The sequence below is a fragment of the Rhodoferax ferrireducens T118 genome, from assembly GCF_000013605.1.
Taxonomy (GTDB): domain Bacteria; phylum Pseudomonadota; class Gammaproteobacteria; order Burkholderiales; family Burkholderiaceae_C; genus Rhodoferax; species Rhodoferax ferrireducens.
Genome location: NC_007908.1, coordinates 904,934 through 929,798 on the forward strand (window position 1 = coordinate 904,934; position 24,865 = coordinate 929,798).

Sequence of the window (24,865 nt, forward strand, 5' to 3'; positions counted from 1 at the left end):
ACTGTTGTTACCCCGTCCTTCTGCCTGGTGCTCTGATTATTCAATGCTGGCCAGAACAGCCTCGAGAATTTGGTAACTGCCTTCCGGAGCATTTAGCGTAATACGCCCGCTGCGGTGGGCGGAAACGTGCATCTCCATTTTCATGGCATCCATGACAGCAACCACGTCGCCCTGTTGGACCTCACTGCCATCGGCTACGGTCCAGGACTGCAAGGTGCCGGAGATGGGCGAGATCACTGCGCCGACATCTTTAGCGGCTGCGGCCGGGCTGGTTGCGGCCATATTGGCGCCGCCGCCCAGTGATTGCAGGCCGCGCAGCAGTTCGGCGGGCAGGCCGAGGGCGACGCGACGGCCGTCGATTTCCATGGCGGTACGGTAGAGGCTGGCATCGGGCGCCGGTTCGGCGCGCGCGGCGGCGGCCAGGGTGTTGGCAAAGTCGGTTTCAATCCAGCGCGTGTGCACCCTGAACGGTTCTTCGGACACGAAATCCGGGTGCGCCATGACCGCCCGATGAAACGGCAGCACTGAGGCGACACCTTCAATGCGGAACTCTCTCAAAGCCCGGCGCGCGCGCGCGATGGCCTGCTGGCGGGTGGCGCCCGTGACGATGAGCTTGGCCATCAGCGAGTCGAACGTGCCCGGCACCGTGGACAGCGATTCCACCCCGGCGTCCACACGCACGCCTGGCCCCGAGGGCGGCGCAAAGGCCGTGACCAGACCCGGCGACGGTAGAAAGCCACGCCCCACGTCCTCGGCGTTGATGCGGAACTCAAAGGCGTGGCCTTGGGGCTCTGGGGTCTGGGTGATGGTCAGCGTGTGGCCATCGGCGATGCGCAGCTGCTCGACCACCAGGTCAATGCCGGTGGTCTGTTCGGTGACCGTGTGCTCGACCTGCAGGCGGGTGTTGACTTCCAGGAAGGAGATGGCGCCATTGCCACTGAGCAGGAACTCGACTGTGCCCGCGCTGGTGTAGCCCGCTTCGGCGCAGATGTCGTGCGCCGCCTGGTGGATGCGGCTGCGCTGCGCGTCGCTCAGGAACGGCGCGGGCGCTTCTTCCACCAGTTTTTGGTTGCGCCGCTGCAGCGAGCAGTCGCGTGTGCCCAGCACGACCACGTGGCCGTGGGTGTCGGCCAGCACCTGGGCCTCGATGTGGCGCGGGCAGTCCAGAAACTGTTCCACAAAACACTCGCCGCGCCCGAACGCCGTGATGGCCTCGCGCACGGCGGATTCATACAGCTCGGCCACCTCGTCCAGGCGCCACGCGATTTTCATGCCGCGACCGCCGCCACCAAACGCCGCCTTGATGATGATCGGCAGGCCATATTGCTCGGCAAAGGCCAGCACTTCGCTGGCATCTTTGGCCGGTTCGGTCATGCCGGCCACCAGCGGGGCGCCCACCTTCAGGGCGATCTTGCGCGCTTGCACCTTGTCACCCAGACGCGCAATGGCGGCGGGCGACGGGCCGATCCAGAGCAGGCCGGCGTCGATCACCGCCTGGGCAAACGCGGCGCTTTCGGACAGAAAACCGTAACCGGGATGCACGGCGTCGGCACCGCTGCGAACGGCCACGGCCAGCAGCTTCTCGATGTTCAGGTAGGTCTCAAAGGGGCGGTCGCCATCGAGGCCATAGGCCTCGTCGGCCATACGTGTATGCAGGGCGTTGAGGTCGGCGTTGGCATACACGGCCACGGATGCCACGCCGTAGTCGGCGCAGGCGCGGGTAATGCGGACGGCAATTTCGCCCCGGTTGGCAATCAGTACTTTTTTCATGACGGTTATCTATCAGTGTTCGGTTGGTGAGGCGGTGTCGCGGGCCACAGCGGTGGACGGTTCAAAGTCACGAATGGGGTTGAAACGCACCCAGGCATTGACCGGAATCTGTCCGGCCCGGTTCAGGTGGTAGGTGGCGACGCAGCCGATCACGGGATAGCCGCCGGTGAGCGGATGGTCGGCCAGAAACAGCACCGGCTGGCCGCTTGGCGGAACCTGAATCGCACCCCACGCGGTGCCTTCGCTGGGTAATTCGTCCGGCACGGCCCGCTCCAGCGCCACTTCGCCCGCCAAACGCAGGCCGACGCGGTTGGACTGCGGTGTCACTTGCCATAGCTGGCTGCGCAAGCGCTCAATCGACTCGGCCGTGAACCAGTCCGTGCGCGGCCCCAGCACCACGTCCAGCGTGACCACCTCCTGCGTCGTGGGCAGGTCGGCGGGCGGCTCCTCGCGCAGGCCCACCACCGCTCCATGATGAACGGGCCGGATCGGCAGCACATCGCCGACGGCCAGCGGCGGGGGGCCGACATGGGCCAGCGTGTCGGTCGAACAGCTGCCCAGCACCGGCGGCACGGCAAAACCGCCGCGCACGGCCAGGTAGGTGCGAATGCCCGCCTGCGGCTGGCCGATGGCCAGCGTGTCGCCATCGGCCAGCGCGACAGGCTGGTAACGCTCGGCCTGCCAATGGGTGCCGTTGGCGCTGGTGACGGTGAGGGGCGCATCGGCCCCGGTCACGGCCACCACCGTGTCGCCCCGGCTGCGCAGGCGCAGGCCGCCGCTGGCGGTTTCCAGGCAGGCGCTGTTGGAGGCATTGCCGACCAGGCGGTTGGCGGCCTTGAGCGCGGCCTGATCCATGGCGCCGGAGGCCGACACGCCTTGCCCGGCCTGGCCGCTGCGGCCCAGATCCTGAAACAGGGTCTGCAGGCCGGGGGACTGGATTTCCAGCGCGGCGCTGCCAAGGTCCGGGGTGGGGCCTTGGGGGGGCAAAGTATCCAATTGTTTTTGGCCTCTAGCCCCCGTAAATACTGCTTCTTCAGCTATTGAAATAGTAGCAATATTCACGAACCGAACCCGGTAGCCGGGCTGCAGCAGCGCGGGCACGTCACGCGCCAGGTCCCACATCGCCGTCGGCGTGACGCCAATGATCTGCCAGCCGCCCGGGCTGGCCTGGGGATAGACGCCGCTGAACGTGCCCGCCAGTCCGACCGCCCCGGCCGGAATGCGGGTGCGCGGGGTGCTGCGGCGCGGCACGTTGAAGCTGGGGTGGCCGCCGCTCAGGTACGCAAAACCCGGCGCAAAACCGGTGAAGGCCACCGTGTACTCGCTGCCGGTGTGACGGCGGATGACTTCTTCGGGCGTGATGCCCAGCAGCTGGGCCACATCGGCCAGGTCCTCGCCGTTGTAATGCACGGGAATCTCGATCAGCGTGCCGCCGCGCTGGGCGCGGGCGCTGACATCACGCTGGCTGATTTCGCGCACCAGGTCTGCCCTGGAGCAGGCGGTCGGACGCCAACTGATCAGAATGGTGCGGGCCGCAGGCACCAGCTCTTCAACGCCGGCGATCGGCTCGTTCTTGAGCGAGGCCAGCAGGGCCAGCGTTTGCTCCAGGTTGTCCAGCTCCACCAGCAGGGCGTTCAAGTTGATCGGCAGGAAACGCATCATGGCGCCGCGACTTCAAAGGACTGGATGCTGACCCCGGCCTGCGTCAGACGGGTGCGCACTTGGGCGGCAACCGCCACCGCGTCGGGGTTGTCGCCATGCACGCAAATCGAGTCGGCCGCAATGGCCACCAGGCTGCCGTCGATGGCTTCAATCACCCCGTCTGAGACGAGGCGCAGCATGCGCTCGGCAATCAGCTTGGCATCATGCAGCACGGCGCCTTTTTCGCGCCGCGACACCAGCGTGCCAGCCGGTGTGTAGGCACGGTCTGCAAAAGCTTCGGCCACCACGCGCAGGCCCTGGTCTTGCGCCCAGCCCAGCAGCGGCGAGCCGGCCAGCGCCACCAGCGTCAGGCGGGGGTCTACCTCGCGGATGGCGGTGATGACATCATGGGCCTGGCGGGCGTCGTGGGCGATGGTGTTGTAGAGCGCGCCGTGGGGTTTGACGTAACGCACGCTGGTGCCTGCCGCGGCGGCCAGGCCCTTGAGCGCGCCAATCTGGTAGATCACGTCGGCGATCAGGTCGGCGCTTTCCACATCCATATTGCGCCGGCCAAAACCGATGAGGTCGCGGTACGCCACATGCGCCCCCACCACCACGCCGTTGTCACGCGCCCGGCGCAGCGTGCGCAGCACCCCCGCGGGGTCGCCCGCGTGGAAGCCGCAGGCCACGTTGGCGCTGCTCACGATACCCAGCATGGCGGCATCGTCGCCCATGCGCCATGCGCCCAGGCTTTCACCCAGGTCGCTGTTCAAATCCATTTTCATATGTCACTCCAGAAGGGCTGCGCGGCCGCTGGGCCAGGCAGCGTTGGTCAATGCAATTGGCCTGCGCTCTCGCGCACGTCAACGCGCACGGACAGGGCGGTGCGCATCGCCACCTGCAGCGCCTGCACCTGGGTGGCCAGCGCCATGCTGGGCGCGCCGGGGAGGCGGGCCGCTTGCTCGGGCAGATAAGGCAGGTGGATGAACCCACCGCGGGTTTGCGACCAAGCCGGTTCGCTGGCCAGGCGGTGCATCAAGGCATAGAACACCTGGTTGCAGACAAAGGTGCCTGCGGTGTTGGACACCGCGCCCGGCAACCCGGCGGCGCGCAAGTCACGCATGATGGCTTTGATCGGCAGCGTCGAAAAGTAGGCTGCCGGTGCGCCGTGAATCACGGGGGCGTCAATCGGCTGCTGGCCCGCGTTGTCGGCAATACGGGCATCAATCACATTGATGGCGACCCGCTCCAGCGACACCTCGCTGCGCCCGCCCGCCAGTCCCAGCGCCAGCACCAGCTGCGGTTGCCACTGGACCAGCGCCTCATCCAGGCGCTCGATGGCGGGGCCAAAGACGCACGGCAATTGCACGGCATGCAACGTGGCGCCATCACAAGACGAACCGTCCAGCGCGCGCGCCACCTCCCATGACGGGTTGACGGGATCGCGCTCGAAGGGCTCGAAGCCGGTGAGCAAAATACGCAGTGGGGCAGCGGCTGGCATGGCGCGTCCTTGTCAGCGGAACATCAAAAAGTTCAGCAGGAAGACATTGGCCAGCAGCAAGGTGAGCGCCGTTGGCACCTGCGCCCGGATGACCGCGTTCTTGTCCGGTAGCTCCAGCAAGGCGGCGGGCACGATGTTGAAGTTGGCGGCCATGGGTGTGAGCAAGGTGCCGCAGTAGCCCGACATCATGCCGATGGCGGCCATCACGGCCGGGTCACCGTGGTACACGCCGAACAGAATGGGCACGCCCACACCGCCGGTCATCACGGGGAACGCCGCAAAGCCGTTGCCCATGACGACGGTGAACAGCGCCATGCCGATCACGTAAACCGCCACCGCCACAAACCGAATGTCCATGTTGATGTAGCTGGTCGTGGCAAAGGCCACGGCCTTGCCCACGCCCGCGTCCGAAAACACCAGGCCCAGCATGCCCAGCATCTGCGGCAGCACCAGGGCCCAGCCCAGGGCGTCCGTCAGGCGGCGCGATTCACGGATGCCTTGCACCGGGCTTTCCTGCGTCAGCCAGCAGGCCAGCCCGAACGAGATCACGCAGCCGATGCCCAGGCTCACCAGCGTGGTGTTTTTGGGGTCAATCAGCGGCAGGCCGCCCACGCTGAGGTATTTGGCCGACAGGGTGCCAATGACCGTGACCAGCGGAATCGCCAGTGCCGGCATGAACAGCCGGTTGCCCAGCCGCTTGGCGCTGGCCAGGTACTGCGCGGCCGAGCGTGCGCGATGGTGACCCGCGCCCACGCCGCCAAAGCCGGCGATCAGCGCCATGACGACCACGCCCACGCCGACCCAGATCGGCGGCAGTCGCTCCCCGATCAGGAACACCAGGGCGTAGAGGCCCCAGAACAAGGCGCTGGAATAACGCTTGGGATGGCTGGCGTCGGCCAGCGTCATGCCGGCCGTGATGACCAGAATGGCGCCGACGAGGTAGTACAGGTGTTGGATGGACAAGATCATGATCAGACTCCCTTGGCCGCTGCGCTGGCAGCGCCGACCGTCAGGTTGGTTGGTTCGAGTTGTTCCAACTCACGCGCCAACATCTTGTCCAGGCGATTGAGTCGCCAGGCGTGAATGACAAAGGCGCAGATGGCCGTCGGGATGCCCCACACTGCGACTCGCAAAGGCTCAACATCGATGCCTGCTTCATGCAGGAAGGTGGTCATCAGCACGATGGCGCCGAACGCCACAAACAGATCTTCGCCGAAGAACAGGCCCACGTTGTCGGTGGCAGCGCAATAGGCGCGCAGCTTGTGGCGAATGTGCTCGGGCAGCTTGCCGTAGCGCACCTCGGCCGTGCCTTCGACCATGGGCGCCAGCAGCGGACGCACCATCTGCGGATGCCCGCCCAGGCTGGTCAGACCGATGGCGGCGGTGAGCTGGCGTGCGCCCAGGTAAATGAGGAGCAGGCGCCCGGCGGTAGCCGATTTGATGCGGCTGATCCAGTCCTGCGCATGTTGGCGCAGCCCGTGGCGCTCCAGCAGACCGATGACCGCCAGCGGCAACAGGATGATCAGCGGCAGGTTGCGGGTCTTGATGAACCCGGTGCCGATGGTGGCCAGCATCTTGTCAACAGGAAAACCCGCCGCGAAGGCGGTCACGATGGCCGTGATGATCACGACCAGCATGGGGTTAAAGCGCAGGATGAAGCCCGCGATGATGACCGCTACCCCAATGAGCGGCCACAGATTGACATCATGAATCATGTTGAACTTCCTTTATTACCGATCGATAAACCCAATAAAAATCGCTGTTCAGAAATATATTGTTGAACAATTAAGTTTGATGACGCAACAATTTATGCTTAATTGTCATTCAATGATGAGATTGTGTGCAGCAATAATAGGCCTTATGTATTGGTATAAACCCTGATACAGGGCGGGATGGCGCTTGAAATCTGGTAAAAAGTGCCATCCACTTTGGCCCTCGGGCTGCGAATCACCGGCCGTGCTGCATGCTGCCGTCACTTCTCTTTAGGTATGACACAAAAACTCCCGGCGAACACGTTGACACTGAACGAACGTACGGCCGATCTGATTCGCCAGAAGATTGTGAAAGGCGAGTTCTCGCCCGGCCAGCGCCTGTCGGAGGCAGCCCTCAGCGAGAGCCTGGAGATTTCGCGCAATACCTTGCGTGAGGTTTTTCGCATCCTCACCAAGGAAGGCTTGGTGCGGCATGCGCCGAACCGCGGCGTGTCGGTGGCGATTCCCAGCATCGCCTCCATCATCGACATTTACCGTGTGCGCCGCCTGATCGAGTGCCAGGCTCTGGCGCAGGCCTACCCGCGCCATCCGGCCAAAAAGCACATGCGCGAGGCCGTCGAGATGGCGCTCAAGTGCCGCGACGCCGGAGACTGGCAGGGCGTGGGGACCGCGAACATGGAGTTTCACATGGCCATCGTCGAGCTGGCCGACAGCGAGCGGCTGAACGTCATGTTCTCGCACCTGCTGGCCGAGCTGCGGCTGGCTTTCGGCCTGCTCAAGGACCCGGAATTTCTGCACGCGCCGTATGTCGAGAGCAACGTGAAGATTCTCGAGTTGTTCGAGGCGGGCAAGCTGCAGGAGAGCGCCACTACGCTCAACGAATATCTGGTGCACTCCGAGCGCATTGTTCTGGCTGTTTATGCCCGGCACCTCTCCGACACAGGAAGCTTCGAGTAATTGCCATTGATGGTCCGCTCAACCAGCAATGGGAGAAAAGCGCGGCGTATGGTCACCAGTGCCTGCTTTCTGGCAGTTCAATTGCATGATCTGAGGTTCCGGTCAGCCGCCGTTCGTGTGGGCCGGCAACCGATCCATAGGGGACATGACATCTATAGGAATTGACGCCTGAAAGCGGACATAAACGAGCACGTTGTGAACTTATCGGAGACCGTCTGGATTGTGATTGCCGACATTGACCAGACAGGCGTCAACTGTCAGTCTCGGCCAGTGGCGGAAGTTCATACCAAAACTGACATCTGATTTCGACCCGAAGCGGACGTTTCGACAGCCAATCTCGCAAGAGGAAAGCGGGCGTTCAGCGTTGGAAATAACTGGTATGAATCGGATCGAGGAAGAATTTCCGGTTGATTAAAGGGTTACGTTGCCAATGGTTCTCAGTCACTACGGCGCGGCGGGTTTTGAGGAGGAGACCACGTCTGCATCCGAAGTCTGGCGCCGCATTATTGAATCGGCCATTCGCGTGCAGTATTCGGTGACCAAGGCTTCCTGAGTCATCTCCTTCAGTCGTTCAATGTCAGGAGCGCGCTCCATGAACTCGATCAGCTTCTCTCTTGTACTACGCGAGTAGGTTTCCCAGAAGAAGTTGAACCAATCCAAGGCAGTCTTCGGACTCGTGCGGCCAGCGTTCCGGTCAATGACGCCGAAGAATGTGGCGGGGTGTTGCGCGTGGGCCTGAAGCTCCTCATCCGTCAAGGGAATCTGGACAATGAATCGCTGCTGATCATCGCTGCAAACCACGCACGATGCGGCTTTCCATTCGGGCATGACGATGCCACTCTCTAGCGTCCCTTCGATCTGCGTTCCGTCAGGTCCTGGGACCTCAAGGCGCTGCCCTACTTGTAGCCGTACCTCCGGAGAGCCGCCCAAGAACGCCTCAGCCTCTCCGTCAAATGTGGCTGGGATACGGCGGTGCTTCTGCATGGATTCCAGCAGCGCGAAGATTGGCGCATGCCGTCGCCTCATTTCGACTTGTTGCGGCAGGGTCTTCAGCCCTGGCTTCAAGTCTTCCAGATGGAAGCCCCAGAGCAGGATTCCGTAAGGTAGGTCAATAGCATCAAGGTGATGCTCCTCCGGGTCGTACGTGGCGATGACGTATGCCTGCGGAAGGGTCTTTCCAATCGGGTCTCGTTCATAGCACTTGAGCAGGTTCTCAGCCTCCACAAGTGCAACCGGATTGGGCCGCTCCCTGCCCAGTTCCAAACGCCCGTCGTTGGTGTCAATGAAGACAATGCGAGGATGATCTGACTGCTTGCTCAGGGCACGGTGCATCTGCCTGTTGATTTTCATCCGCATGCCTTCTCGCCGCTTGGCCTCCACAGTGTAGGTTGCACCCGACGCCGCGTGCGTAGCAATGAACTCGACATGGGTAGTGCGTCTGTCAGTTTCATCCTGGGGCTGCAAGCTGAAGCCCGCCCGGAGCAGGGCGGCGGCGACTCGCACCTCATACAGCGCGCCGGGGAAATTCTCCGGGCATTTGATTCGGTTGATCAGCAGCTTCTGGACCTCGACGGCGTGCTTCAGGCCGTAAAGGTCGTACGCAAAGCGCACATAGGAACCAATGGCTCCCGTTATCGGCTGAGAAACACCTGGCCCCTTCTGCTCCATCTGAGCTTTCGTTTGTTCAGAACTGCGAACCGCCCAGGTGAGAATGCGATGGCGTTCTTTCGGGGGCTTGCCCACCTCGGACATCCACCAGTCCTTGCCCAGGACGATCTTCGGGTAGTCGTTCAGGAAGTCATGAAACGTCTTCCACTTTTTTGAAAAATGGAGCGTTCGCCCGACGGCTACGACTCTGCGATCCTGGAACTGCGTGGAGATGATCGGCTTGCCAAGTCCTTGCTGCTCCCGTCGCTGAAATTCTTGGGCTTCACGACGGGCAACCATCGTCTGAAGTTCTTGACGCATGCGGGGGCTATTGAGCCTTCGCAGCATGTCGAGACTGTCGATGGACCCGTGGCATTTCTTGAACTTGCGGCCGCTACCGCACGGGCAGGGATCGTTTCGACCGAACTAGTTGCTCATATGCACCAGTTTGCCAGAAAGTAGGTCTGATAACCCCGAGCGCGTTGTTGTCGTGCGCGCAGTAAATCGAGGTGGCCGACAGCGCTAGGCTTAACTTGGTCGATGCTTATTAGCTGAACGCGAAGCGGTCACTTGGCGAGGTCCGCTGATGGCCCATGGCAGTCAAAGTCCCATCAACTGCCTGGGCCTTTGCCCGCATGCTCAGCGACTCTGCCGCACAAATAAGCGCGATGGTTCAGGAAGAACTGGAGCAAACCAAAGCAATTGCCCCCGAGGTATCGATACAGCGTGAACTAGTTGCGTCGCAAAGAATTGAGGCTTTCCCCGAGGGAACAGCAGCGAGGCGTTTGCGCCTTTGCCTGCCCGACGACATCAAAGACCACGTCCTTGCTTTCAGGCTAACTGTCAACCGGGCATTGCCAACTTGATACCAAGCTCAGTATGTGTGTCTCAAACTCATTGGCCGGCTGGGCCTCGCCAATCTCCTGCGCCAACTGGAACACCACGGCTCGGACTTGTTCGCCGCTGGTGGCAGAGCGCAGGGCTTGCTCATACTCCGTGGCCACCATGCGCGCGATCGGCCCCAGATAGACGGTAAGTTCATGCACAACGGCTTCGAACAGTTCGCCGCCGCTGAGCCGCAAGTCGGTGGCACCCGCTGCGCCTTCCTGTCGCGCGACCAGGGGCGATAGCGATGGCTCGCCCGCCAACTCCCTGAAAAAATCGAAATTGGCGGGCAGCGCCTCGCCAAATACGAGGCTCGGAACACCTTGTTTGAAGGCATATTTTCCGGATCGAATCTGACGGATGAGGGAGATCGCCTTCTGTTGCTGGAACATGCGATAGTTGCAAGAAACGACCCTCCCGTTCTGCAAACCAATGCGCACTGAATGGTCTGATTCGGTCCGTATGAACATCACTCCGGTACACCCTGCGGCCACCAGTGCGTGCAACTCCCCGATCAATTCGGTGTAGCTCAGCGGTTGATGTTCGCGCATGCTCGTCGTGCCCGATGCCCCAATTAGCGAGGGGAGCCCATCAGCCTTGCTCGGCTCTCTTGGTCAACATGGACAGGGACTTCTTCAAGCTCAGTCTCATACGCTCGAAAGCGTGGATCAGAAGCCCGATTTCGTCCTGCCTCTGTGTTTCCAGTTTTTTGTCGACGTTGCCCATGCTGATGTCGTTGGCCTGCTGTGCCAGCAGCACCAAAGGATTGATAATCGCGGCCCGCAGGTACAGCAGCGCCCCAATGAAGCTCAATACAGAAATCACCACCGTGATAAGGATAAGGTAGAGCATCGCTGATCGCTGGCTGTGAATCTGGTCGGTCACATCACTCAGCGCCAGCACGACACCGACCTGTTTTCCCGCCGAGTCCTTGAGTGGGAAGGCACCGCGCGCGAAGGTGGAAGAACCGTTAGCGACCGTGCCCAGATAGGTGGGGGTCTTGACCGAATGGACTTCCGCACCCGAGGTCACAGAAGCCGCCGTCTTGAGGTCGTTCATGGTGCTGCTGACCATGACATAGTCCTTCATGGCATCCCAGTTATCGATCTGGTTCTTCGCCTTCAGGGCACCCCGGTAATCGTCTTCATTGAGAAAATTCTTCTCCACCAGAACGGCGACATCAATACCGGTTTGCTTCTTCATCAGACGATCAAAATGGTCAATCTCCTCGCCGAATTCCAGGTAGCCCACCACGTTTCCATTGTGGAGGTAAGGCATGACCCGGCGCAGCGCGAAAGCAGTCTTGCCGAGTTCGATCCCGCTCGCCTCTTGTCCCGACGCGCGAGCGCGCAGGAATGTTTCACGGTCAATGGCGTCACCAAATAATCCTGTCGAATGCGCGCGCAGAAAGCACGTTCCGTTCTTGTCGATGAAGTACATGTGTGTGATGCCGTAGCGGGACTTGTTGCTGCGATAGATATCCTGCACGGCAGCTATGAGCGCCTGCCGATCCTGATGCTCGGTGTAGATTTGGCTGACCGCAGCATTGGTGGCAAAGGAATCCATGGCCGCACCGAGCATCTTGGCATCGTTCTGCACCAGAAGGTCGAAAACGCCTTGCGATTGCTCTACCGCCTTCTGGGCATTCAAATTAATACTCTGACTCGCAGAGTAATACAGAACGCCCGCGTAACAGGCTGCCAGCAAGATTTCGAGGGCCAGCACGCCGCCCAGCATCTTGACTCGAATACTTCCCTTGAACGTTGCGAGACTCATGAGTTGCCCCTCCCAGGTGATAGTCGTCTGTGCTTCGACTGCAAACCGAAATCGCTTTGTTCCAGATCACCTTCAGTGTGACCTGGACGGGCACTGAAGAAAGCCAACTTCTTTTGAAATCGGTCCGTTGAAACTGGAAACCACCTTGAAGCGCACGAAGCCAATCTGGGCAGAAGCCGCCGGTGAGTCTAACCACCGCGAGACAGCAAAACCACGTGCACTGCCGTCGGATTTCTGGACTTCCTTGATCAGCATCAACCTTGTGCCATATCGACCCGCAAGCCACTGGGCAAGGCGAGTGGTACAAAACTGCGAGGTGCTGGAGGTCAGCGCCAGTGGCTACCTTTGACGGACGCGCTGGGCGTGGCGTGGTTCCGGCGTCGTCCACCACCACGACTGATATTTCACTCAGACAGTAACGGCACTGTACGCACAAGCCTATGGTGCCGAGCGGGTGTGGCGTATTTCGCTGCCTTGAGCAGCTCACAATTTGAAAGCCCGCGCCTATGCCGGCGTTTGGTTGCTACTTTGCCTGTCTTGGCGTGAGAGATTTCGAGCGCATTGTTCCAGAATCCAGTCGCGAAATACGCGCACCAGTGGAGCCTGAGCGCGCGACTCGGGGTAGACCAAGTAGTAGGCATCTGTACTGGTCAATGCCTGGGGGAATAGCTCGACCAGCGCACCCGAGGCGATCTCGGTTTCCACCAAAAAGCGTGGCAGCAGCGCCGCGCCCAGACCCGCCACCGCGGCCTGCGCAATCATTGCAAACTGTTCGAAGCGAGGACCACGCAAGGCATAAACGCCGTCGGCCCCGACCTGCCCTAGCCAGTCGGCCCACTGGGTGGGGCGCGTTGTTTGCTGTAGCAACACAACTGTGGACAAGTCCTGCACCTGTGTGATGCCGTGCTGGGCCCGATAGCCGGGGCTGCACATTGGCACCACCTGCTCGTGCATCAGATATTCACACACTGCACCTGCCCAGTGCGGCGCGCCGAAGTGGATGGCCGCGTCCAGTGGCACCAGTGAGAAGTCGAAGGGTTCGCTGCGCGCGGCCATGTTCACGGTCACGCTCGGGTAATGTGCCGCAAAATCACCCAAGCGTGGAATCAGCCAGCGTGTTCCCAAGGTGGGCAGCACTGCCAGATTCAGCAGTCCTGCACCGTCGGACCAAGTCATGGTTTTTTGTGTTGCGCCGGAGAGCTGCTGCAAGACCGCTCGCACGTCTGCCGCGTAGACCCGACCTGCGTCGGTCAACACCACGCGCTGGCGGACACGGTGAAACAGGGCCATGCCGAGTTGCGTCTCCAGTTGCCGAATCTGGCGCGACACGGCGCTTTGCGTCAGGTGCAGCTCCTCCGCCGCACGAGAAATGCTGGTGTGGCGCGCGGCGGCCTCGAAAGCCAGCAGGTCGGCAATGGGTGGTAAAAAGGTTTTACGAAACATGGTCATGCATCTTGAGAATGAATCTTACACATGGAACCGACGCATGGATTGGCTGCCGCCCAATTAATGCGTGCGTTGGCGGTCGATGCAGGTAAATTCTCATCGTGGCAAGTTCATTCCATTTTTGCATTAAGTTCTTCCAATATATCGCTATGCAAGCGCGTTGGATTCGGGGATAGTGGAAGCTCTTTTCCTTCAATGTAATTGCCCCATGCCCCAAACCCTCACCTCTCTCGCGTCCGAAGTTGACCAATTGCTGCAACGTCTGGGCGTGCCACGTACGGCTTACACCGGCGGCGCGCTGGCCGTGCACTCGCCCATCACCGGCGACACGATTGCCCAGCTGCCTCAAACCACGCCTGCCGAGGCAACAGCCGTCATCGCCCGTGCCCAAGCTGCCTTCCTGGCTTGGCGCAACGTCCCCGCACCGCGCCGCGGCGAGCTGGTGCGCCTGCTGGGCGAAGAACTGCGTGCTGCCAAGGCCGATCTGGGCCTGCTGGTAACGCTGGAAGTCGGCAAAGTGGCCAGCGAGGGCGCGGGCGAAGTGCAGGAGATGATCGACATTTGCGACTTCGCCGTTGGCCTGTCGCGCCAGCTCTACGGCCTGACAATTGCCACCGAGCGCGCCGAGCACCGCATGATGGAAACCTGGCACCCGCTGGGCGTGTGCGGGGTGATTTCGGCCTTCAACTTCCCGGTGGCGGTGTGGTGCTGGAACGCCGCGCTGGCGCTGGTGGCGGGCGATTCCGTGGTGTGGAAGCCTTCTGAGAAAACCCCGCTCACCGCCCTGGCCACCATGGCGATTGCCCAGCGCGCGTTGGCACGCTTTGGTGATGCGCCCGAGGGCCTGCTGGAGCTGCTGATCGGCCAACGCGATATCGGCGAAGTACTGGTAGACGACGAACGCGTCAAGGTGCTGTCGGCCACCGGATCCACCGCCATGGGCAAGGCCGTGGCGCCGCGCTTGGCAGCCCGCTTCGCGCGTGCGATTCTGGAGCTGGGCGGCAACAATGCCGCCATCGTTACACCCACTGCCGACTTGGACCTGAGCTTGCGTGGCATTGCCTTTGCCGCCATGGGCACAGCGGGCCAGCGCTGCACGACGCTGCGCCGCCTGTTTGTGCACGACAGCGTGTACGACACCCTGGTGCCCCAACTGGCCAAGGTCTACGGCGAGGTGCGGGTGGGTGACCCGCGTGCGCCTGGCACCCTGGTGGGCCCGCTGATTGACCGCGCCGCCTTTGACGGCATGCAAAAAGCCCTGGAAGAAAGTCGCGCCCTGGGCGCTACGGTGCACGGCGGCGCGCGGGTGGAAGATCTTGCCGGTGGCGATGCGTTTTACGTGCGTCCGGCCCTGGTGGAGCTGAACCACCACGCCGGCCCGGTGCTGCGCGAGACCTTTGCGCCCATCTTGTACGTGGTGCGCTACGAGTCGCTGGACCAGGCGATTGACTGGCACAACGCGGTGGGCGCCGGCCTGTCGTCGTCCATCTTCACGCTGAACATGCGCGAGGCCGAGCGCTTTATGTCGAGCGCGGGCTCGGACTGCGGTATTGCCAACGTCAACATCGGTCCGAGTGGCGCCGAAATTGGCGGTGCATTTGGCGGCGAAAAAGAAACCGGCGGCGGCCGCGAATCGGGCTCTGACAGCTGGAAGGCCTACATGCGCCGCGCGACCAATACGATCAACTATTCGACCGCGCTGCCTTTGGCACAAGGTGTGACCTTCAACATTGGAGGTTGAGCCGCGTGACTTCATTTCAATCCGCACAAAGAGTGCGTGCCATCAGCGTGTCTGAAATCCTGCGCATCACCGACCATGCCAACGCGCTCAAGCGCGCAGGGCGCCCGGTCATCGTGCTGGGTGCGGGCGAGCCCGACTTCAACACACCCGACAACATCTGCCAGGCCGCCATCCGCGCCTTGGAGCGCGGTGAGACGCGCTACACCGTACTGGACGGCAGCTCGGTCATGAAGGCGGCGGTGCAGCACAAATTCCAGCGCGACAACGGGCTGACCTTTGCGTTAAACGAGATCAGCGTTAGCGCCGGGGCCAAGCAGGTGATCTTCAACGCACTGATGGCCAGTATCAATCCGGGTGACGAGGTGATCTTGCCCACGCCGTTCTGGACCTCGTATGCCGACATGGTGCAGATCTGCGGCGGCGTGCCGGTGCTGCTGCCCTGCAGCGAGGCGCAAGGTTTCCGGCTGGAGCCGGCGCAACTGGAGGCGGCCATCACGCCACGCACGCGCTGGGTGTTTTTGAACTCACCCTCCAATCCCAGCGGCGCGGCCTACAGCGCAGCACAGCTCAAACTCATCACCGAGGTGCTTCTGCGCCACCCCGCAGTATGGGTTCTGGCCGACGATATCTACGAACACATCCTGTACGACGGCCTGGCTTTTGCCACACCGGCTGCCGTGGAACCTGGTTTGCGCGACCGCACGCTGACGGTGAACGGTGTCTCCAAGGCCTATGCCATGACAGGCTGGCGCGTGGGCTATGGCGCGGGTCCCAAGGACCTGATTGCGGCCATGGCCGTAGTACAAAGCCAGTCCACATCCTGTCCCTCGTCCATCAGCCAGGCCGCCGCGGTTGAGGCGCTGACCGGGCCGCAAAGCATCGTAGCCGAGCGCTGCAGCTCGTTCCAGGCGCGGCGGGATTTTGTGGTGGCCGCGTTGAACCGCACGCCCGGCCTGAACTGCCGCACGCCGGAGGGGGCGTTCTACACCTTTGCGAGTTGCTCCGGGGTGTTGGGACGCCACACACCCGGCGGCGTGCAGCTGCACACCGACACCGACTTCTGCCACTACCTGCTGCAAGACTTTGATGTGGCTGTGGTACCCGGCACGGTATTTGGCCTGGCGCCGTATTTCCGTATCTCGTACGCCACCGCCATGACGCAGCTGGAAGAGGCTTGTGCCCGCATCCACGCCGCTTGTGCCGCACTGCGCTGAACCTCTATTTTCTGGAAATATTCTCATGACATCCTCTCGCACCGGTGGCCAGATTCTGGTTGACCAACTCCTCGTGCACGGCGTTCAGCAGTTGTTCTGCGTACCCGGCGAAAGTTTTCTGGCCGTGCTCGATGCCCTGTACGACGCGTCGATCACCGTGTCCGTGTGCCGCCAGGAAGGTGGCGCAGCCATGATGGCCGAGGCCCAAGGTAAGTTGACCGGGCGGCCTGGCATCTGCTTTGTCACCCGTGGCCCCGGAGCCACCAATGCGGCAGCAGGCGTGCACATTGCGCATCAGGACTCAACGCCGCTGCTGCTGTTTGTCGGCCAGGTGGCGCGCGAGGCGCTGGGGCGCGAAGCCTTTCAGGAGCTGGATTACAGCGCAGTGTTTGGCAGCATGGCCAAGTGGGTGGTGCAGATTGATGACGCCAGGCGCCTGCCCGAGCTGGTGTCGCGCGCCTTTCACGTCGCCACCTCTGGCCGCCCTGGCCCGGTGGTGATTGCCCTGCCGGAAGACATGCTGAGAGAAGCGGCGAGCGTGGCCGATGCCCTGCCCTATACAGTGACTGAAATCCACCCCGGGGCGGCGCAACTGACGGAACTGCAAGAGCGCTTGGCCAACGCGCAGCGTCCGGTGGTGATTCTGGGTGGTAGCCGCTGGTCAGATGCCGCGGTGCAGCAGTTCACCCGCTTTGCCGAAGCCTTTTCACTGCCGGTTTTTTGCTCGTTCCGTCGCCAGATGTTGTTCAGCGCGAATCACGCTTGCTACGCTGGCGACTTGGGGTTGGGGGCCAACCAGCGCCTGCTGGCACGCATCCGCCAGTCGGATCTGATCCTGCTGCTGGGTGGGCGAATGTCCGAAGTGCCGTCTCAAGGCTACGAACTGCTGGGCATTCCTGCACCGCAGCAAGATCTGGTCCATGTGCATGCCGATGCCAATGAACTGGGCAAGCTGTACCGTGCTGCCCAGTCCATCCAGGCTACACCGCGGGCTTTTGCTCAAGCCGTGTGCACGCTGCGCCCCAAAGCCCCGGTGGCATGGGCTGCAGCCACCATTGATGCCCACGAAGATTACCTGCGCTGGAGCGACCCGGCCCCCATCCGCATCCCCGGCCCGCTGCAAATGGGCGAGGTGATGCAACACCTGCGTGCCACCCTGCCGGCCGACACCATCTTCTGCAACGGTGCCGGCAACTTTGCCACCTGGGTGCACCGCTTTTGGCCATTCACCAGTTATGCCAGCCAACTGGCACCCACCAGCGGCTCCATGGGCTACGGCCTGCCTGCCGGTGTCGGTGCCAAGCGCCTTTGGCCGCAGCGCGAGGTGGTGGTGTTTGCCGGTGACGGCGACTTCATGATGCATGGCCAGGAATTCGCCACTGCGGTGCAATATGACCTGGCCATCATCGTGGTGCTGCTGGACAACGCCATGTTTGGCACCATCCGCATGCACCAGGAGCGCAATTACCCCGGCCGCGTCAGCGCCACACAGCTGAAAAACCCCGACTTCTGCGGCTACGCAAAGGTGTTTGGCGGCCATGGTGAACGCGTCACCACGACCGAAGAGTTCGCGCCCGCTTTGGCACGTGCCCGGGCCAGCGGCAAACCGGCCATCCTGCACTGCCTGCTGGACGCGCAAGCCATCACCCCGACCAGCACGCTCGATGGCATTCGTGGTGCTGCGTTGGCCGCAGCCCGATAGATTCGCAACGCGACGTTTGCATAAGAAGGCCGCCCGCAGGCGGCCTTGTCAGGTAAGCAAAAACCTGATTAACGCTCAATCGTCTTGTTCCAGCGGGCGTTCCAAGTCGGTCGGTTGGCGTTGACACTGTCCCAGTCCAGGGTGACGGCGGTTTTCATCCACTTGGTGATGTCGGCGACCTGTTTCACGCCATCACCCACCGCGGGTGCCTTCGGGTTGGTCGGAATCTGGGCCCCAAACTGCAGCACATTGGCTTGTGCCAGCGGACTCAACAAGAATTCGGTCAGCTTCTGGGCCAACTCGGGTTCGCTGTTGTTGGCAATCACGCACTGACCCACCATCAGTACCACCGAGCCTTCCTTGGGCTGGGCGTATTCCACCGGAATACCCTTGACCTTCAAGGCGGCAACCGAGGTCGGGGTTAACGGGAAAATGGCTGCCTCGCCGGTTTGCACCATTTCAGAGAGCTTGGCGGAGCTGGGGATGTACTCCAGCACGTTGGGGCCGATCATGGTCGGCCAGGCTTTGAAGCCGGGCTCCACGTTTTTGTCAGTGCCACCCTGGATGCGGTTGAACATCAGGAAGCCGTGCAAACCAAAAGACGAGGATGACACCGACTGGAACACCACCTTGCCCTTGAACTTCGGGTCGGCGAGGTCCATCCAGGAGGTGGGCGCCGCCCAGCCTTTTTCCTTGAACATCTTGGTGTTGTAGGCCAGGCCGGTCATGCCCAGGCTGACGCCAGTGGCCATATCGTCCTTGAAACGGGCCGCCGGATAGATTTCACTCAGCACGGGGCTGGGACGCTGCTTCTGGCACAGACCCATGCCAATGGCACGCACCATGATGCCGTCGTCGAGAAACATCACATGCATCTGCGGCTTGTCCTTGTTGGCCTGGGCTTTGGCCAAGATGTCGGACGAGGTGCCGGGCACCACGACCACCCTGACATTGTTGGCTTTTTCGAAAGCCGGAAACACGTACTGGGTGTAGGCCTTCTCCATGGTGCCACCGTTCATGCCGATGTAAATGGTTTTGGTGTCGGCACTGGCGGCACTGCTGGCGGTCAGGGCGATTGCCGCAGCCGCGGCCAACAGACCTCGGGTGGATGGAAGGGAGCGGAAAGCTTGTGACATGGCGGAGTCCTTTCAAGGGTTGGTGGGAACGGGAAGGTGCAAGGGGGCTGGTGTCACGCTGGACCAGCGTGGGCGGGGAGAAAACGTTCAATGGAAAAGGCTTCAATGGGCGTGCTGCTGCGGCCATCGCGGGCCAACTCAGCCAGTACTTCCCCGACAGCAGGGCCAATCTGGAAACCGGCTCCGGAGAAGCCAAAGCCGTGGATCAGGCCGGGCGTGGTCTGGCTCAGGCCCAGTACCGGTTGACGGTCGGGTAAATAACCTTCGGTGCCGCTCCAGGTTCGGATGAAGTGGGCATGGCGCAAGGCTGGCAAAAGTTCCACGGCCTGCACCGACAGGGCAGCGATGGCATCACGTCCAGATCGGGCTCGGTCAGCGTCCAGCGCCACGCCGGAGCCGCCGCCCAGCACCAGGTTGCCACGCGCGACCTGACGGCAGTAAATGCCACCACCCTCGACGCCCAGGCTCCAGACCATGAAGAACGGCAACGGCTCGGTCACCGCCATTGCCGGGTGCCTCGCGCAAAGAGGCACGGCCTCACCAAACTGTGCGGCCAGGTCACCGGCCCAGGCCCCTGCGCAATTGATCAGCATTGGGGCTTGCACTTGCAGCGCAGCACCCGAGCGAAGGGTGAAAAGCTGCCCATCGTGAGTGACTTCGTCGACCGGACTGCGCTCAAAGATCTGCGCCCCGGCGCGTTGGGCCGCCAATGCAAAGGCAGGTGATACCAGGCGCGGGTTGGCCTGTCCGTCTTCGGCACACAACGAGCCGCCTACGGCCTTGCCGCCCAGCCACGGGCAATGCGTGTGCAGCCGCGAGCCAGACAGTATTTCGAGACCCAAATCAAAGTCCTGGCTCTGCGTGCGGTACTGCTCCAGGGCGGCCAGATCAGCGTCGCTGCGCGCAATCTTGAAATGGCCGCTACGCTGGTATTCGCCGTCGGTGCCAATCAAACGTGGCAGTTCGGCCCAGATGCGGTGTGCCCGCTGCGCCAGGGGTAACTGACTCAAGGGGCGACCCTGCCGGCGCACGCCGCCGTAATTCACGCCACTGGAGCGAGAGCCGCACAGGTCACGCTCGAGCAGCACCACCTGCATGCCCATGCGCCGCAGGGCCAGCGCTGCAGAGCTGCCGACAATGCCGCCGCCCATGATGGCCACATCAGTCTGGATGGGCTTGACTGTCATGCATTGACTCCTGGTGCTGACGCGTGCACAAGATGGATGGGAATCGGTTTGATGGGGGCCTGCCCGCGCAGGCGGCCGACCTGCTCGACGGACTGACCGGTAGCCTGCGCCAGGATTTCTGCCGCCGCCACGCCACATATGCGACCCTGGCAGCGGCCCATGCCGACACGGGTCAGGGCTTTGAGTCGGTTCAATTCATCTGCACCGCTGGTCTGCGCCGTGCGGCGCAATTCGCCGGCAGTGATGTTTTCGCAACGGCACACCACCAGATCGTCGGGTGCCTGGGCGGCCCAGTTTTGCGGAAACGGGAAAGCCCGCTCCAGGCCAGTTCGAAAACGCCGCAATTGACGCAGTTTTTGTTCCAGTACCCGGGCCCGGGCGCTGTCGACGGCGACACCGTTGTCTGTCAGCAAGGCCAGTGCGGCAAGCTCACCAGCCCATTCGGCTGCGTCGGCCCCCATGATGCCTGCGCCATCTCCTGCCAGGTAGACCCCTGCAACGCTAGCGCGGCCTGCGCCGTCGCGCTCTGGCAAATGGGACCGCTGAAGTGGATCAAAGGCAAATTGGCAGCCCAGCAAGTCGGCTAATTGAGTCTCGGAGCGCAAGGCGTAGCCGAAGCCGATCGCGTCGCAAGCCAGCGTGAGTTCCTTTTCGCCGTCATGCCATACCACTGCCTGCACCCGCGTTTGGCCAAGGACATGCAACGGGCGCACACCGCTGTGCAGCACCACACCCTGCGCGCGCAGCCAGGCCACGTAATACATACCCTTGAACAAAACGGCAGGCTGCGTCAACAGGGCGGGCATGGCGGACAGTTGGTCGCTGAGTCTTGCTGTGTCCAGCACGGCTGCCACATTGACACCGGCCTTGGCATATTGGTAAGCCACCAGATACAGCAGTGGGCCGGTGCCCATGAACACCACCTGGCGGCCAATCGCACAGCCCTGGAATTTGAGCGCGACTTGGGCGCCGCCCAGGGTGTAGACACCGGGCAAGGTCCAGCCGGGAATGGGTAACACGCGATCGGTGGCGCCGGTGGCCACGATCAGTTGCTGGTAAGGCAGGCGCTGTGTGGTTTGAGTCGGGCCGTGAAGCACATCCAGCAATCCACTCTGAGCGTTCCACACCAGGCTATCCGGGCGGTAATCGATCTGGTTGGTGAGCGTGTCGAAGGTGCTGTGCACGGCCAAGGCACGGGCTGCCTCAAAGCCATATAAGGTCTGCGCCGGCCGCTTGAAGTTGCTTGGAGGTCGGCGGTAAATCTGACCGCCGGCACGAGGCGCTTCGTCCACCACCACTGGGCGCACACCATACGCCACCAGGGTTTGCGCAGCGCGGACACCGGCCGGGCCTGCGCCAACGACCACGGGTTGTAGCAATGATTTTTTCATGCGAATGGCCCACCGGTGCACAGAGCCATGCCTGGCTCAATCAGGGTAGAGCAGGCCCGCAGTCGTTCGCCGCTGGCGGTCTCAACCCAGCAGTCCTGGCAGGCACCCATCATGCAAAAACCGGCGCGTGGCTCGTTACTGAATTCGTTGCGGCGCAACTGGCCGCATTGCGTCAGGATGGCGGTCAACAAGGTGTCACCGACCAGCGCGCTGGCGGGCTGACCGTCCAGGGTAAATGGCACGGTGGCACGGCCAGACTCGGCAACACGGTGCAGCAAGGGCTGTGATGGTTTGTTGTTCATCAGCGCCCCACCAACACGCGGTCCAGGCCATAGACGCGGTCCAGGATGATCATGGCAAACGCGGTCACCGCCACCATCAAGGCAGACACGGCCGCCATCAGCGGGTCAATTGACTCGGTGGCGTACATGTACATGCGCACCGGCAACGTGACCGTGCTGGGCGAAGTGACAAAAATCGACATGGTGACTTCGTCAAAACTGTTGATGAAGGCCAGCAGCCAGCCCCCTGTCACACCGGGCAGAATCATCGGCAGGGTGATGCGGGTGAACATCTGGGTCTGACTGGCACCCAGGGACAGCGCCGCTTGTTCGGCGCTGCGGTCAAAGCCGACCAGCGCCGCTACCACCAAGCGCAGCGTGTAGGGTGTAACGATCAGTGCATGGGCCAGCACCAGCCAGCCAAAGCTGCCAGTGCCGCCCACCAGCGCAAACAGGCGCAACAGCGCCACGCCCAGCACCAGGTGCGGAATGATCAGGGGTGACAAAAACAGGCCGTTCAGAAATCCCCGCCCCGGGAAGGTGTAGCGGGTGATGGCCATACCCGCTGGCACCGCCAGCAGCGTTGCCAGCGTGGCCGATGCCAACGCCAGCCACAGGCTGTTCCAGAACGACTGCATGAAATCGGGGTGGGCAAACACCGCCTCGAACCAGCGCAGCGAGAACCTGCTGGTTGGCAGCGTCAGCGTGTTCTCGGGTGTGAAGGCCACCACGCAGACCACCAGCAAGGGGGCCAGCATGAAGGCAATGACCAAGGCATTGAAGAGCAGGGCAAGGGGACCGTTTTTACGCATGGTATTTACCCCAATGACTTCTTGTAGCGGCCTTCAACAAGCCGGTTGTAGCTCAGCATGACCACCAGGTTGGCCACCAGCAGCGTGAGCGCAATGGCCGCACCCAGTGGCCAGTTGAGCTCATGCAGGTACTCGTCATAGACCACGGTGGCGACCATCTTCAAGCGCCGCCCGCCAAGCAGGCCAGGGATGGCAAACGCGCTGGCCGACAGGCCAAACACGATCAGGCTGCCCGACAAGATGCCGGGCAGCACTTGTGGCAAGACAATGCGCCGCAAGGTGGTGAACGGTGAGGCGCGCAGCGACAGCGCTGCGTTTTCGACGCCCGGGTCGAGCTTTTGCAGCGAGGTCCAGACCGGAATCACCATGAAGGGCAGCATCACATGCACCAGTGCCACCACCACGGCGACCTCGGTGTAAAGCATGCGCACCGGCCCTAGACCGACCAGCTTGAGGCCGCTGTTGACCAGGCCCTCCGGCCCCAGCAGCATGCTCCAGCCAAAGGCCCGTACCACCACCGACACCAGTAGCGGTGCCAGCACCACCAGCAGCAGAATTGAACGCCACGGCTTGCCCATGCGACTCAGGATGTAGGCCTCGGGTGCACCCACGGCAACGCAAATCAGCGTGACCAGGCCAGAGATCCAGAAGGTGCGCCAGAAAATGCCGTAGTAATAGTCGTCGGTGAACACATGAGCGTAGTGTTCCAGCGTGAACTCTCCGGCTTTCACGCCGGTTGCCGGGTCATAGGCGTTGAAGGACAGTACGGTGGTGAGCAGCAGCGGCACCAACAGCAGTGCTGTAAAAAGCACCAGTGCCGGCCCGGAAAGCCACCAGGGGGTTGCCTTGCTGGCGCTCATGCTGGCTCCACGGATTGCAGCGCCGCCTGGTCAGCCGGCAACAAACGGGTGCAATGGGTCGGCCAGTCAATCCCGGCGAGGTGACCTTCGTCCAGCGCCGGGCGACCGTCATTTGGACTTAGAACCGACAACTCTCCCAGCGCTGTGTTGACGGTATACAGCCATTGGCTGCCCAGAAAGAAGCGCTCACGCACCGTGCCGTCCAGGCGGCCCTGACCAGCCTCGCGAAGTTGCAGCTTTTCCGGCCGTACACTCAGAAGCACCAATGTGCCGTGGTGAAAACCAGCATCATCCACATCCACCTCGATGCTGCCCAGATTGACACGGGTCTTGGCACCACCGGTTACCACGTGTCCAGTCAGTAGATTGGCCTTGCCGACAAAGGTGGAGATAGACCGGGTGCGCGGGTGCTCGTAGACGCTGTGCGGGTTGTCAATCTGGGTGGCGCAGCCACCTTCCATCACCACCACACGATCGCTGATGGACATGGCCTCGCTCTGGTCGTGTGTAACCATCACCGTGGTGGTGCCGACCTTGCGCTGGATCTTGCGCAGCTCAAACTGCATTTCTTCGCGCAACTTGGCATCCAGATTGGACAACGGCTCGTCCAGCAGCAAGACCGGTGGCTCGATCACCAGCGCGCGGGCCAATGCCACGCGCTGGCGCTGGCCGCCCGACAACTCGCGTGGGTACCTCTGAGCGAGGGCTTCCAGGTGCACTAAGGCCAGCGCTTGCTTGACACGTTCGCTGCGCTCGGCTTTGGGCATCTTGCGCATCTCCAGGCCAAAGCTCACGTTGTCGGCCACCGTCATGTGCGGAAACAGCGCGTAAGTCTGAAACACGATGCCCAGGCCACGCGTGTTGGCTTTGGCGTGGGTGATGTCACGTCCGTCGAGCTCGATGCTGCCACTGCTGACTGACTCGAAGCCCGCCACCATCTGCAAAGTGGTGGTTTTGCCGCACCCAGATGGGCCGAGCAGGGACACAAACTCACCTTTTTCCACCGTGAGGTTCATTGCTGACACCGCGCAGGTGCTGCCGTAGAACTTGGTCACGTTATTGAGCTGAAGGAATGACATGTTGGGCCTTTTTTCGATATCCACAAGTTGCCGAGGTCACCCTAAGTGCCGGCCTGGCACCCCGTCTTTGTCGCGCCGATCGTCAAGGGGCACCAAGGTGGTGCAGCGCGTCCTTCGGTTTGAACTT

The 24,865-nt window shown here is 62.1% G+C and carries 22 protein-coding genes and 1 pseudogene; 5 read left to right on the forward strand and 18 right to left on the reverse strand.

Features of this window, described 5'->3' with window-relative positions; translation table 11 throughout:
- Positions 1-36: 36 nt before the first annotated feature.
- From RFER_RS04320 to RFER_RS04345, 6 genes are read right to left on the reverse strand one after another with little or no spacing between them, the layout of a single operon-like run.
- Positions 37-1,770 carry an acetyl/propionyl/methylcrotonyl-CoA carboxylase subunit alpha gene (locus RFER_RS04320; RefSeq protein ID WP_011463189.1) on the reverse strand — a complete coding sequence of 578 codons (1,734 nt, stop codon included), beginning with the start codon at positions 1,768-1,770 and terminating at the stop codon, positions 37-39.
- Between the two features lie 12 nt (positions 1,771-1,782).
- The gene (gene pxpB, locus RFER_RS04325; protein WP_041791468.1) at positions 1,783-3,429 is read right to left on the reverse strand and encodes a 5-oxoprolinase subunit PxpB; all 1,647 of its coding nucleotides are present in this window, start codon (positions 3,427-3,429) and stop codon (positions 1,783-1,785) included.
- Entirely contained in the window at positions 3,429-4,196 is a 768-nt protein-coding gene (locus RFER_RS04330; RefSeq protein ID WP_011463191.1) for a LamB/YcsF family protein, read from the reverse strand. The genes pxpB and RFER_RS04330 overlap by 1 nt, the downstream gene beginning before the upstream one ends.
- A gap of 47 nt (positions 4,197-4,243) precedes the next feature.
- Entirely contained in the window at positions 4,244-4,912 is a 669-nt protein-coding gene (gene pcp, locus RFER_RS04335) for a pyroglutamyl-peptidase I (protein WP_011463192.1), read from the reverse strand.
- Between the two features lie 12 nt (positions 4,913-4,924).
- Positions 4,925-5,881: a DUF979 domain-containing protein gene (locus tag RFER_RS04340; protein WP_011463193.1), complete on the reverse strand. Its 957-nt coding sequence runs from the start codon at positions 5,879-5,881 to the stop codon at positions 4,925-4,927.
- Between the two features lie 2 nt (positions 5,882-5,883).
- On the reverse strand, positions 5,884-6,627 hold the full coding sequence (locus RFER_RS04345) for a DUF969 domain-containing protein (protein WP_011463194.1): 744 nt from the start codon (positions 6,625-6,627) through the stop codon (positions 5,884-5,886).
- Between the two features lie 273 nt (positions 6,628-6,900).
- On the opposite strand from RFER_RS04345, the gene RFER_RS04350 reads away from it, so the two are divergent.
- A complete protein-coding gene (locus tag RFER_RS04350) occupies positions 6,901-7,581 on the forward strand; it encodes a GntR family transcriptional regulator (protein ID WP_011463195.1) in 681 nt (226 codons plus the stop codon).
- 444 nt (positions 7,582-8,025) lie between these two features.
- Here RFER_RS04350 and RFER_RS04355 read toward each other — a convergent pair whose 3' ends face one another.
- The 4 genes and pseudogenes from RFER_RS04355 to RFER_RS04365 all read right to left on the reverse strand — a co-directional run bounded on the left by RFER_RS04355 (position 8,026) and on the right by RFER_RS04365 (position 11,850).
- Complete coding sequence (locus RFER_RS04355; RefSeq protein WP_244095801.1) at positions 8,026-9,549, reverse strand: hypothetical protein; 1,524 nt, start codon at positions 9,547-9,549, stop codon at positions 8,026-8,028.
- A 45-nt stretch (positions 9,550-9,594) separates the two neighbouring features.
- Positions 9,595-9,648: pseudogene (locus RFER_RS25065) on the reverse strand (SEC-C metal-binding domain-containing protein); the annotation flags it as partial.
- Between the two features lie 416 nt (positions 9,649-10,064).
- Positions 10,065-10,664 (reverse strand): DUF4388 domain-containing protein, encoded by a 600-nt coding sequence (locus RFER_RS04360; protein ID WP_011463198.1) that lies wholly within the window; start codon positions 10,662-10,664, stop codon positions 10,065-10,067.
- 40 nt (positions 10,665-10,704) lie between these two features.
- The gene (locus RFER_RS04365; RefSeq protein WP_041790150.1) at positions 10,705-11,850 is read right to left on the reverse strand and encodes a cache domain-containing protein; all 1,146 of its coding nucleotides are present in this window, start codon (positions 11,848-11,850) and stop codon (positions 10,705-10,707) included.
- Between the two features lie 166 nt (positions 11,851-12,016).
- Here RFER_RS04365 and RFER_RS23925 point away from each other — a divergent pair, with 166 nt between their 5' ends.
- The gene (locus RFER_RS23925) at positions 12,017-12,238 is read left to right on the forward strand and encodes a hypothetical protein (RefSeq protein ID WP_166485655.1); all 222 of its coding nucleotides are present in this window, start codon (positions 12,017-12,019) and stop codon (positions 12,236-12,238) included.
- A 155-nt stretch (positions 12,239-12,393) separates the two neighbouring features.
- Here the strand turns inward: RFER_RS23925 and RFER_RS04375 are convergent, their stop codons facing one another.
- Complete coding sequence (locus RFER_RS04375) at positions 12,394-13,332, reverse strand: LysR family transcriptional regulator (RefSeq protein WP_049765724.1); 939 nt, start codon at positions 13,330-13,332, stop codon at positions 12,394-12,396.
- A 211-nt stretch (positions 13,333-13,543) separates the two neighbouring features.
- On the opposite strand from RFER_RS04375, the gene RFER_RS04380 reads away from it, so the two are divergent.
- From RFER_RS04380 to RFER_RS04390, 3 genes are read left to right on the forward strand one after another with little or no spacing between them, the layout of a single operon-like run.
- Positions 13,544-15,076 (forward strand): L-piperidine-6-carboxylate dehydrogenase, encoded by a 1,533-nt coding sequence (locus tag RFER_RS04380; RefSeq protein ID WP_011463201.1) that lies wholly within the window; start codon positions 13,544-13,546, stop codon positions 15,074-15,076.
- Positions 15,077-15,081: 5 nt separating this feature from the next.
- On the forward strand, positions 15,082-16,290 hold the full coding sequence (locus tag RFER_RS04385; RefSeq protein WP_011463202.1) for a pyridoxal phosphate-dependent aminotransferase: 1,209 nt from the start codon (positions 15,082-15,084) through the stop codon (positions 16,288-16,290).
- A gap of 25 nt (positions 16,291-16,315) precedes the next feature.
- Complete coding sequence (locus tag RFER_RS04390) at positions 16,316-17,992, forward strand: thiamine pyrophosphate-binding protein (RefSeq protein ID WP_011463203.1); 1,677 nt, start codon at positions 16,316-16,318, stop codon at positions 17,990-17,992.
- Between the two features lie 68 nt (positions 17,993-18,060).
- Here RFER_RS04390 and RFER_RS04395 read toward each other — a convergent pair whose 3' ends face one another.
- The 7 genes from RFER_RS04395 to RFER_RS04425 are packed head-to-tail and all read right to left on the reverse strand — an operon-like array spanning position 18,061 to position 24,738.
- The gene (locus tag RFER_RS04395; protein ID WP_011463204.1) at positions 18,061-19,128 is read right to left on the reverse strand and encodes an ABC transporter substrate-binding protein; all 1,068 of its coding nucleotides are present in this window, start codon (positions 19,126-19,128) and stop codon (positions 18,061-18,063) included.
- A gap of 53 nt (positions 19,129-19,181) precedes the next feature.
- On the reverse strand, positions 19,182-20,315 hold the full coding sequence (locus tag RFER_RS04400) for an NAD(P)/FAD-dependent oxidoreductase (protein WP_011463205.1): 1,134 nt from the start codon (positions 20,313-20,315) through the stop codon (positions 19,182-19,184).
- Positions 20,312-21,706 (reverse strand): NAD(P)/FAD-dependent oxidoreductase, encoded by a 1,395-nt coding sequence (locus RFER_RS04405; protein ID WP_011463206.1) that lies wholly within the window; start codon positions 21,704-21,706, stop codon positions 20,312-20,314. Before RFER_RS04405 ends, RFER_RS04400 begins: the two co-directional genes overlap by 4 nt.
- Positions 21,703-22,008 (reverse strand): (2Fe-2S)-binding protein, encoded by a 306-nt coding sequence (locus RFER_RS04410; protein ID WP_011463207.1) that lies wholly within the window; start codon positions 22,006-22,008, stop codon positions 21,703-21,705. The genes RFER_RS04405 and RFER_RS04410 overlap by 4 nt, the downstream gene beginning before the upstream one ends.
- Positions 22,008-22,799, reverse strand: coding sequence for an ABC transporter permease (locus RFER_RS04415; RefSeq protein WP_011463208.1), 792 nt, complete (start codon positions 22,797-22,799; stop codon positions 22,008-22,010). The genes RFER_RS04410 and RFER_RS04415 overlap by 1 nt, the downstream gene beginning before the upstream one ends.
- Before the next feature lie 5 nt (positions 22,800-22,804).
- Positions 22,805-23,659 carry an ABC transporter permease gene (locus RFER_RS04420; RefSeq protein ID WP_011463209.1) on the reverse strand — a complete coding sequence of 285 codons (855 nt, stop codon included), beginning with the start codon at positions 23,657-23,659 and terminating at the stop codon, positions 22,805-22,807.
- On the reverse strand, positions 23,656-24,738 hold the full coding sequence (locus tag RFER_RS04425; RefSeq protein ID WP_041790155.1) for an ABC transporter ATP-binding protein: 1,083 nt from the start codon (positions 24,736-24,738) through the stop codon (positions 23,656-23,658). Before RFER_RS04425 ends, RFER_RS04420 begins: the two co-directional genes overlap by 4 nt.
- Positions 24,739-24,865: the final 127 nt, after the last annotated feature.

Bases quoted from the DNA above. Each gene is read 5' to 3' on its own strand.
- RFER_RS04415 (WP_011463208.1), bottom strand. From the start codon at position 22,799: ATGCGTAAAAACGGTCCCCTTGCCCTGCTCTTCAATGCCTTGGTCATT.
- RFER_RS04345 (WP_011463194.1), bottom strand. From the start codon at position 6,627: ATGATTCATGATGTCAATCTGTGGCCGCTCATTGGGGTAGCGGTCATC.
- RFER_RS04375 (WP_049765724.1), bottom strand. From the start codon at position 13,332: ATGTTTCGTAAAACCTTTTTACCACCCATTGCCGACCTGCTGGCTTTC.
- RFER_RS04380 (WP_011463201.1), top strand. From the start codon at position 13,544: ATGCCCCAAACCCTCACCTCTCTCGCGTCCGAAGTTGACCAATTGCTG.
- RFER_RS04365 (WP_041790150.1), bottom strand. From the start codon at position 11,850: ATGCTGGGCGGCGTGCTGGCCCTCGAAATCTTGCTGGCAGCCTGTTAC.
- RFER_RS04320 (WP_011463189.1), bottom strand. From the start codon at position 1,770: ATGAAAAAAGTACTGATTGCCAACCGGGGCGAAATTGCCGTCCGCATT.
- RFER_RS04350 (WP_011463195.1), top strand. From the start codon at position 6,901: ATGACACAAAAACTCCCGGCGAACACGTTGACACTGAACGAACGTACG.
- pxpB (WP_041791468.1), bottom strand. From the start codon at position 3,429: ATGCGTTTCCTGCCGATCAACTTGAACGCCCTGCTGGTGGAGCTGGAC.
- RFER_RS04425 (WP_041790155.1), bottom strand. From the start codon at position 24,738: ATGTCATTCCTTCAGCTCAATAACGTGACCAAGTTCTACGGCAGCACC.
- RFER_RS04390 (WP_011463203.1), top strand. From the start codon at position 16,316: ATGACATCCTCTCGCACCGGTGGCCAGATTCTGGTTGACCAACTCCTC.
- RFER_RS04410 (WP_011463207.1), bottom strand. From the start codon at position 22,008: ATGAACAACAAACCATCACAGCCCTTGCTGCACCGTGTTGCCGAGTCT.
- RFER_RS04400 (WP_011463205.1), bottom strand. From the start codon at position 20,315: ATGACAGTCAAGCCCATCCAGACTGATGTGGCCATCATGGGCGGCGGC.
- RFER_RS04395 (WP_011463204.1), bottom strand. From the start codon at position 19,128: ATGTCACAAGCTTTCCGCTCCCTTCCATCCACCCGAGGTCTGTTGGCC.
- RFER_RS04405 (WP_011463206.1), bottom strand. From the start codon at position 21,706: ATGAAAAAATCATTGCTACAACCCGTGGTCGTTGGCGCAGGCCCGGCC.
- RFER_RS04360 (WP_011463198.1), bottom strand. From the start codon at position 10,664: ATGCGCGAACATCAACCGCTGAGCTACACCGAATTGATCGGGGAGTTG.
- RFER_RS04420 (WP_011463209.1), bottom strand. From the start codon at position 23,659: ATGAGCGCCAGCAAGGCAACCCCCTGGTGGCTTTCCGGGCCGGCACTG.
- pcp (WP_011463192.1), bottom strand. From the start codon at position 4,912: ATGCCAGCCGCTGCCCCACTGCGTATTTTGCTCACCGGCTTCGAGCCC.
- RFER_RS04355 (WP_244095801.1), bottom strand. From the start codon at position 9,549: ATGCGTCAAGAACTTCAGACGATGGTTGCCCGTCGTGAAGCCCAAGAA.
- RFER_RS04340 (WP_011463193.1), bottom strand. From the start codon at position 5,881: ATGATCTTGTCCATCCAACACCTGTACTACCTCGTCGGCGCCATTCTG.
- RFER_RS04330 (WP_011463191.1), bottom strand. From the start codon at position 4,196: ATGAAAATGGATTTGAACAGCGACCTGGGTGAAAGCCTGGGCGCATGG.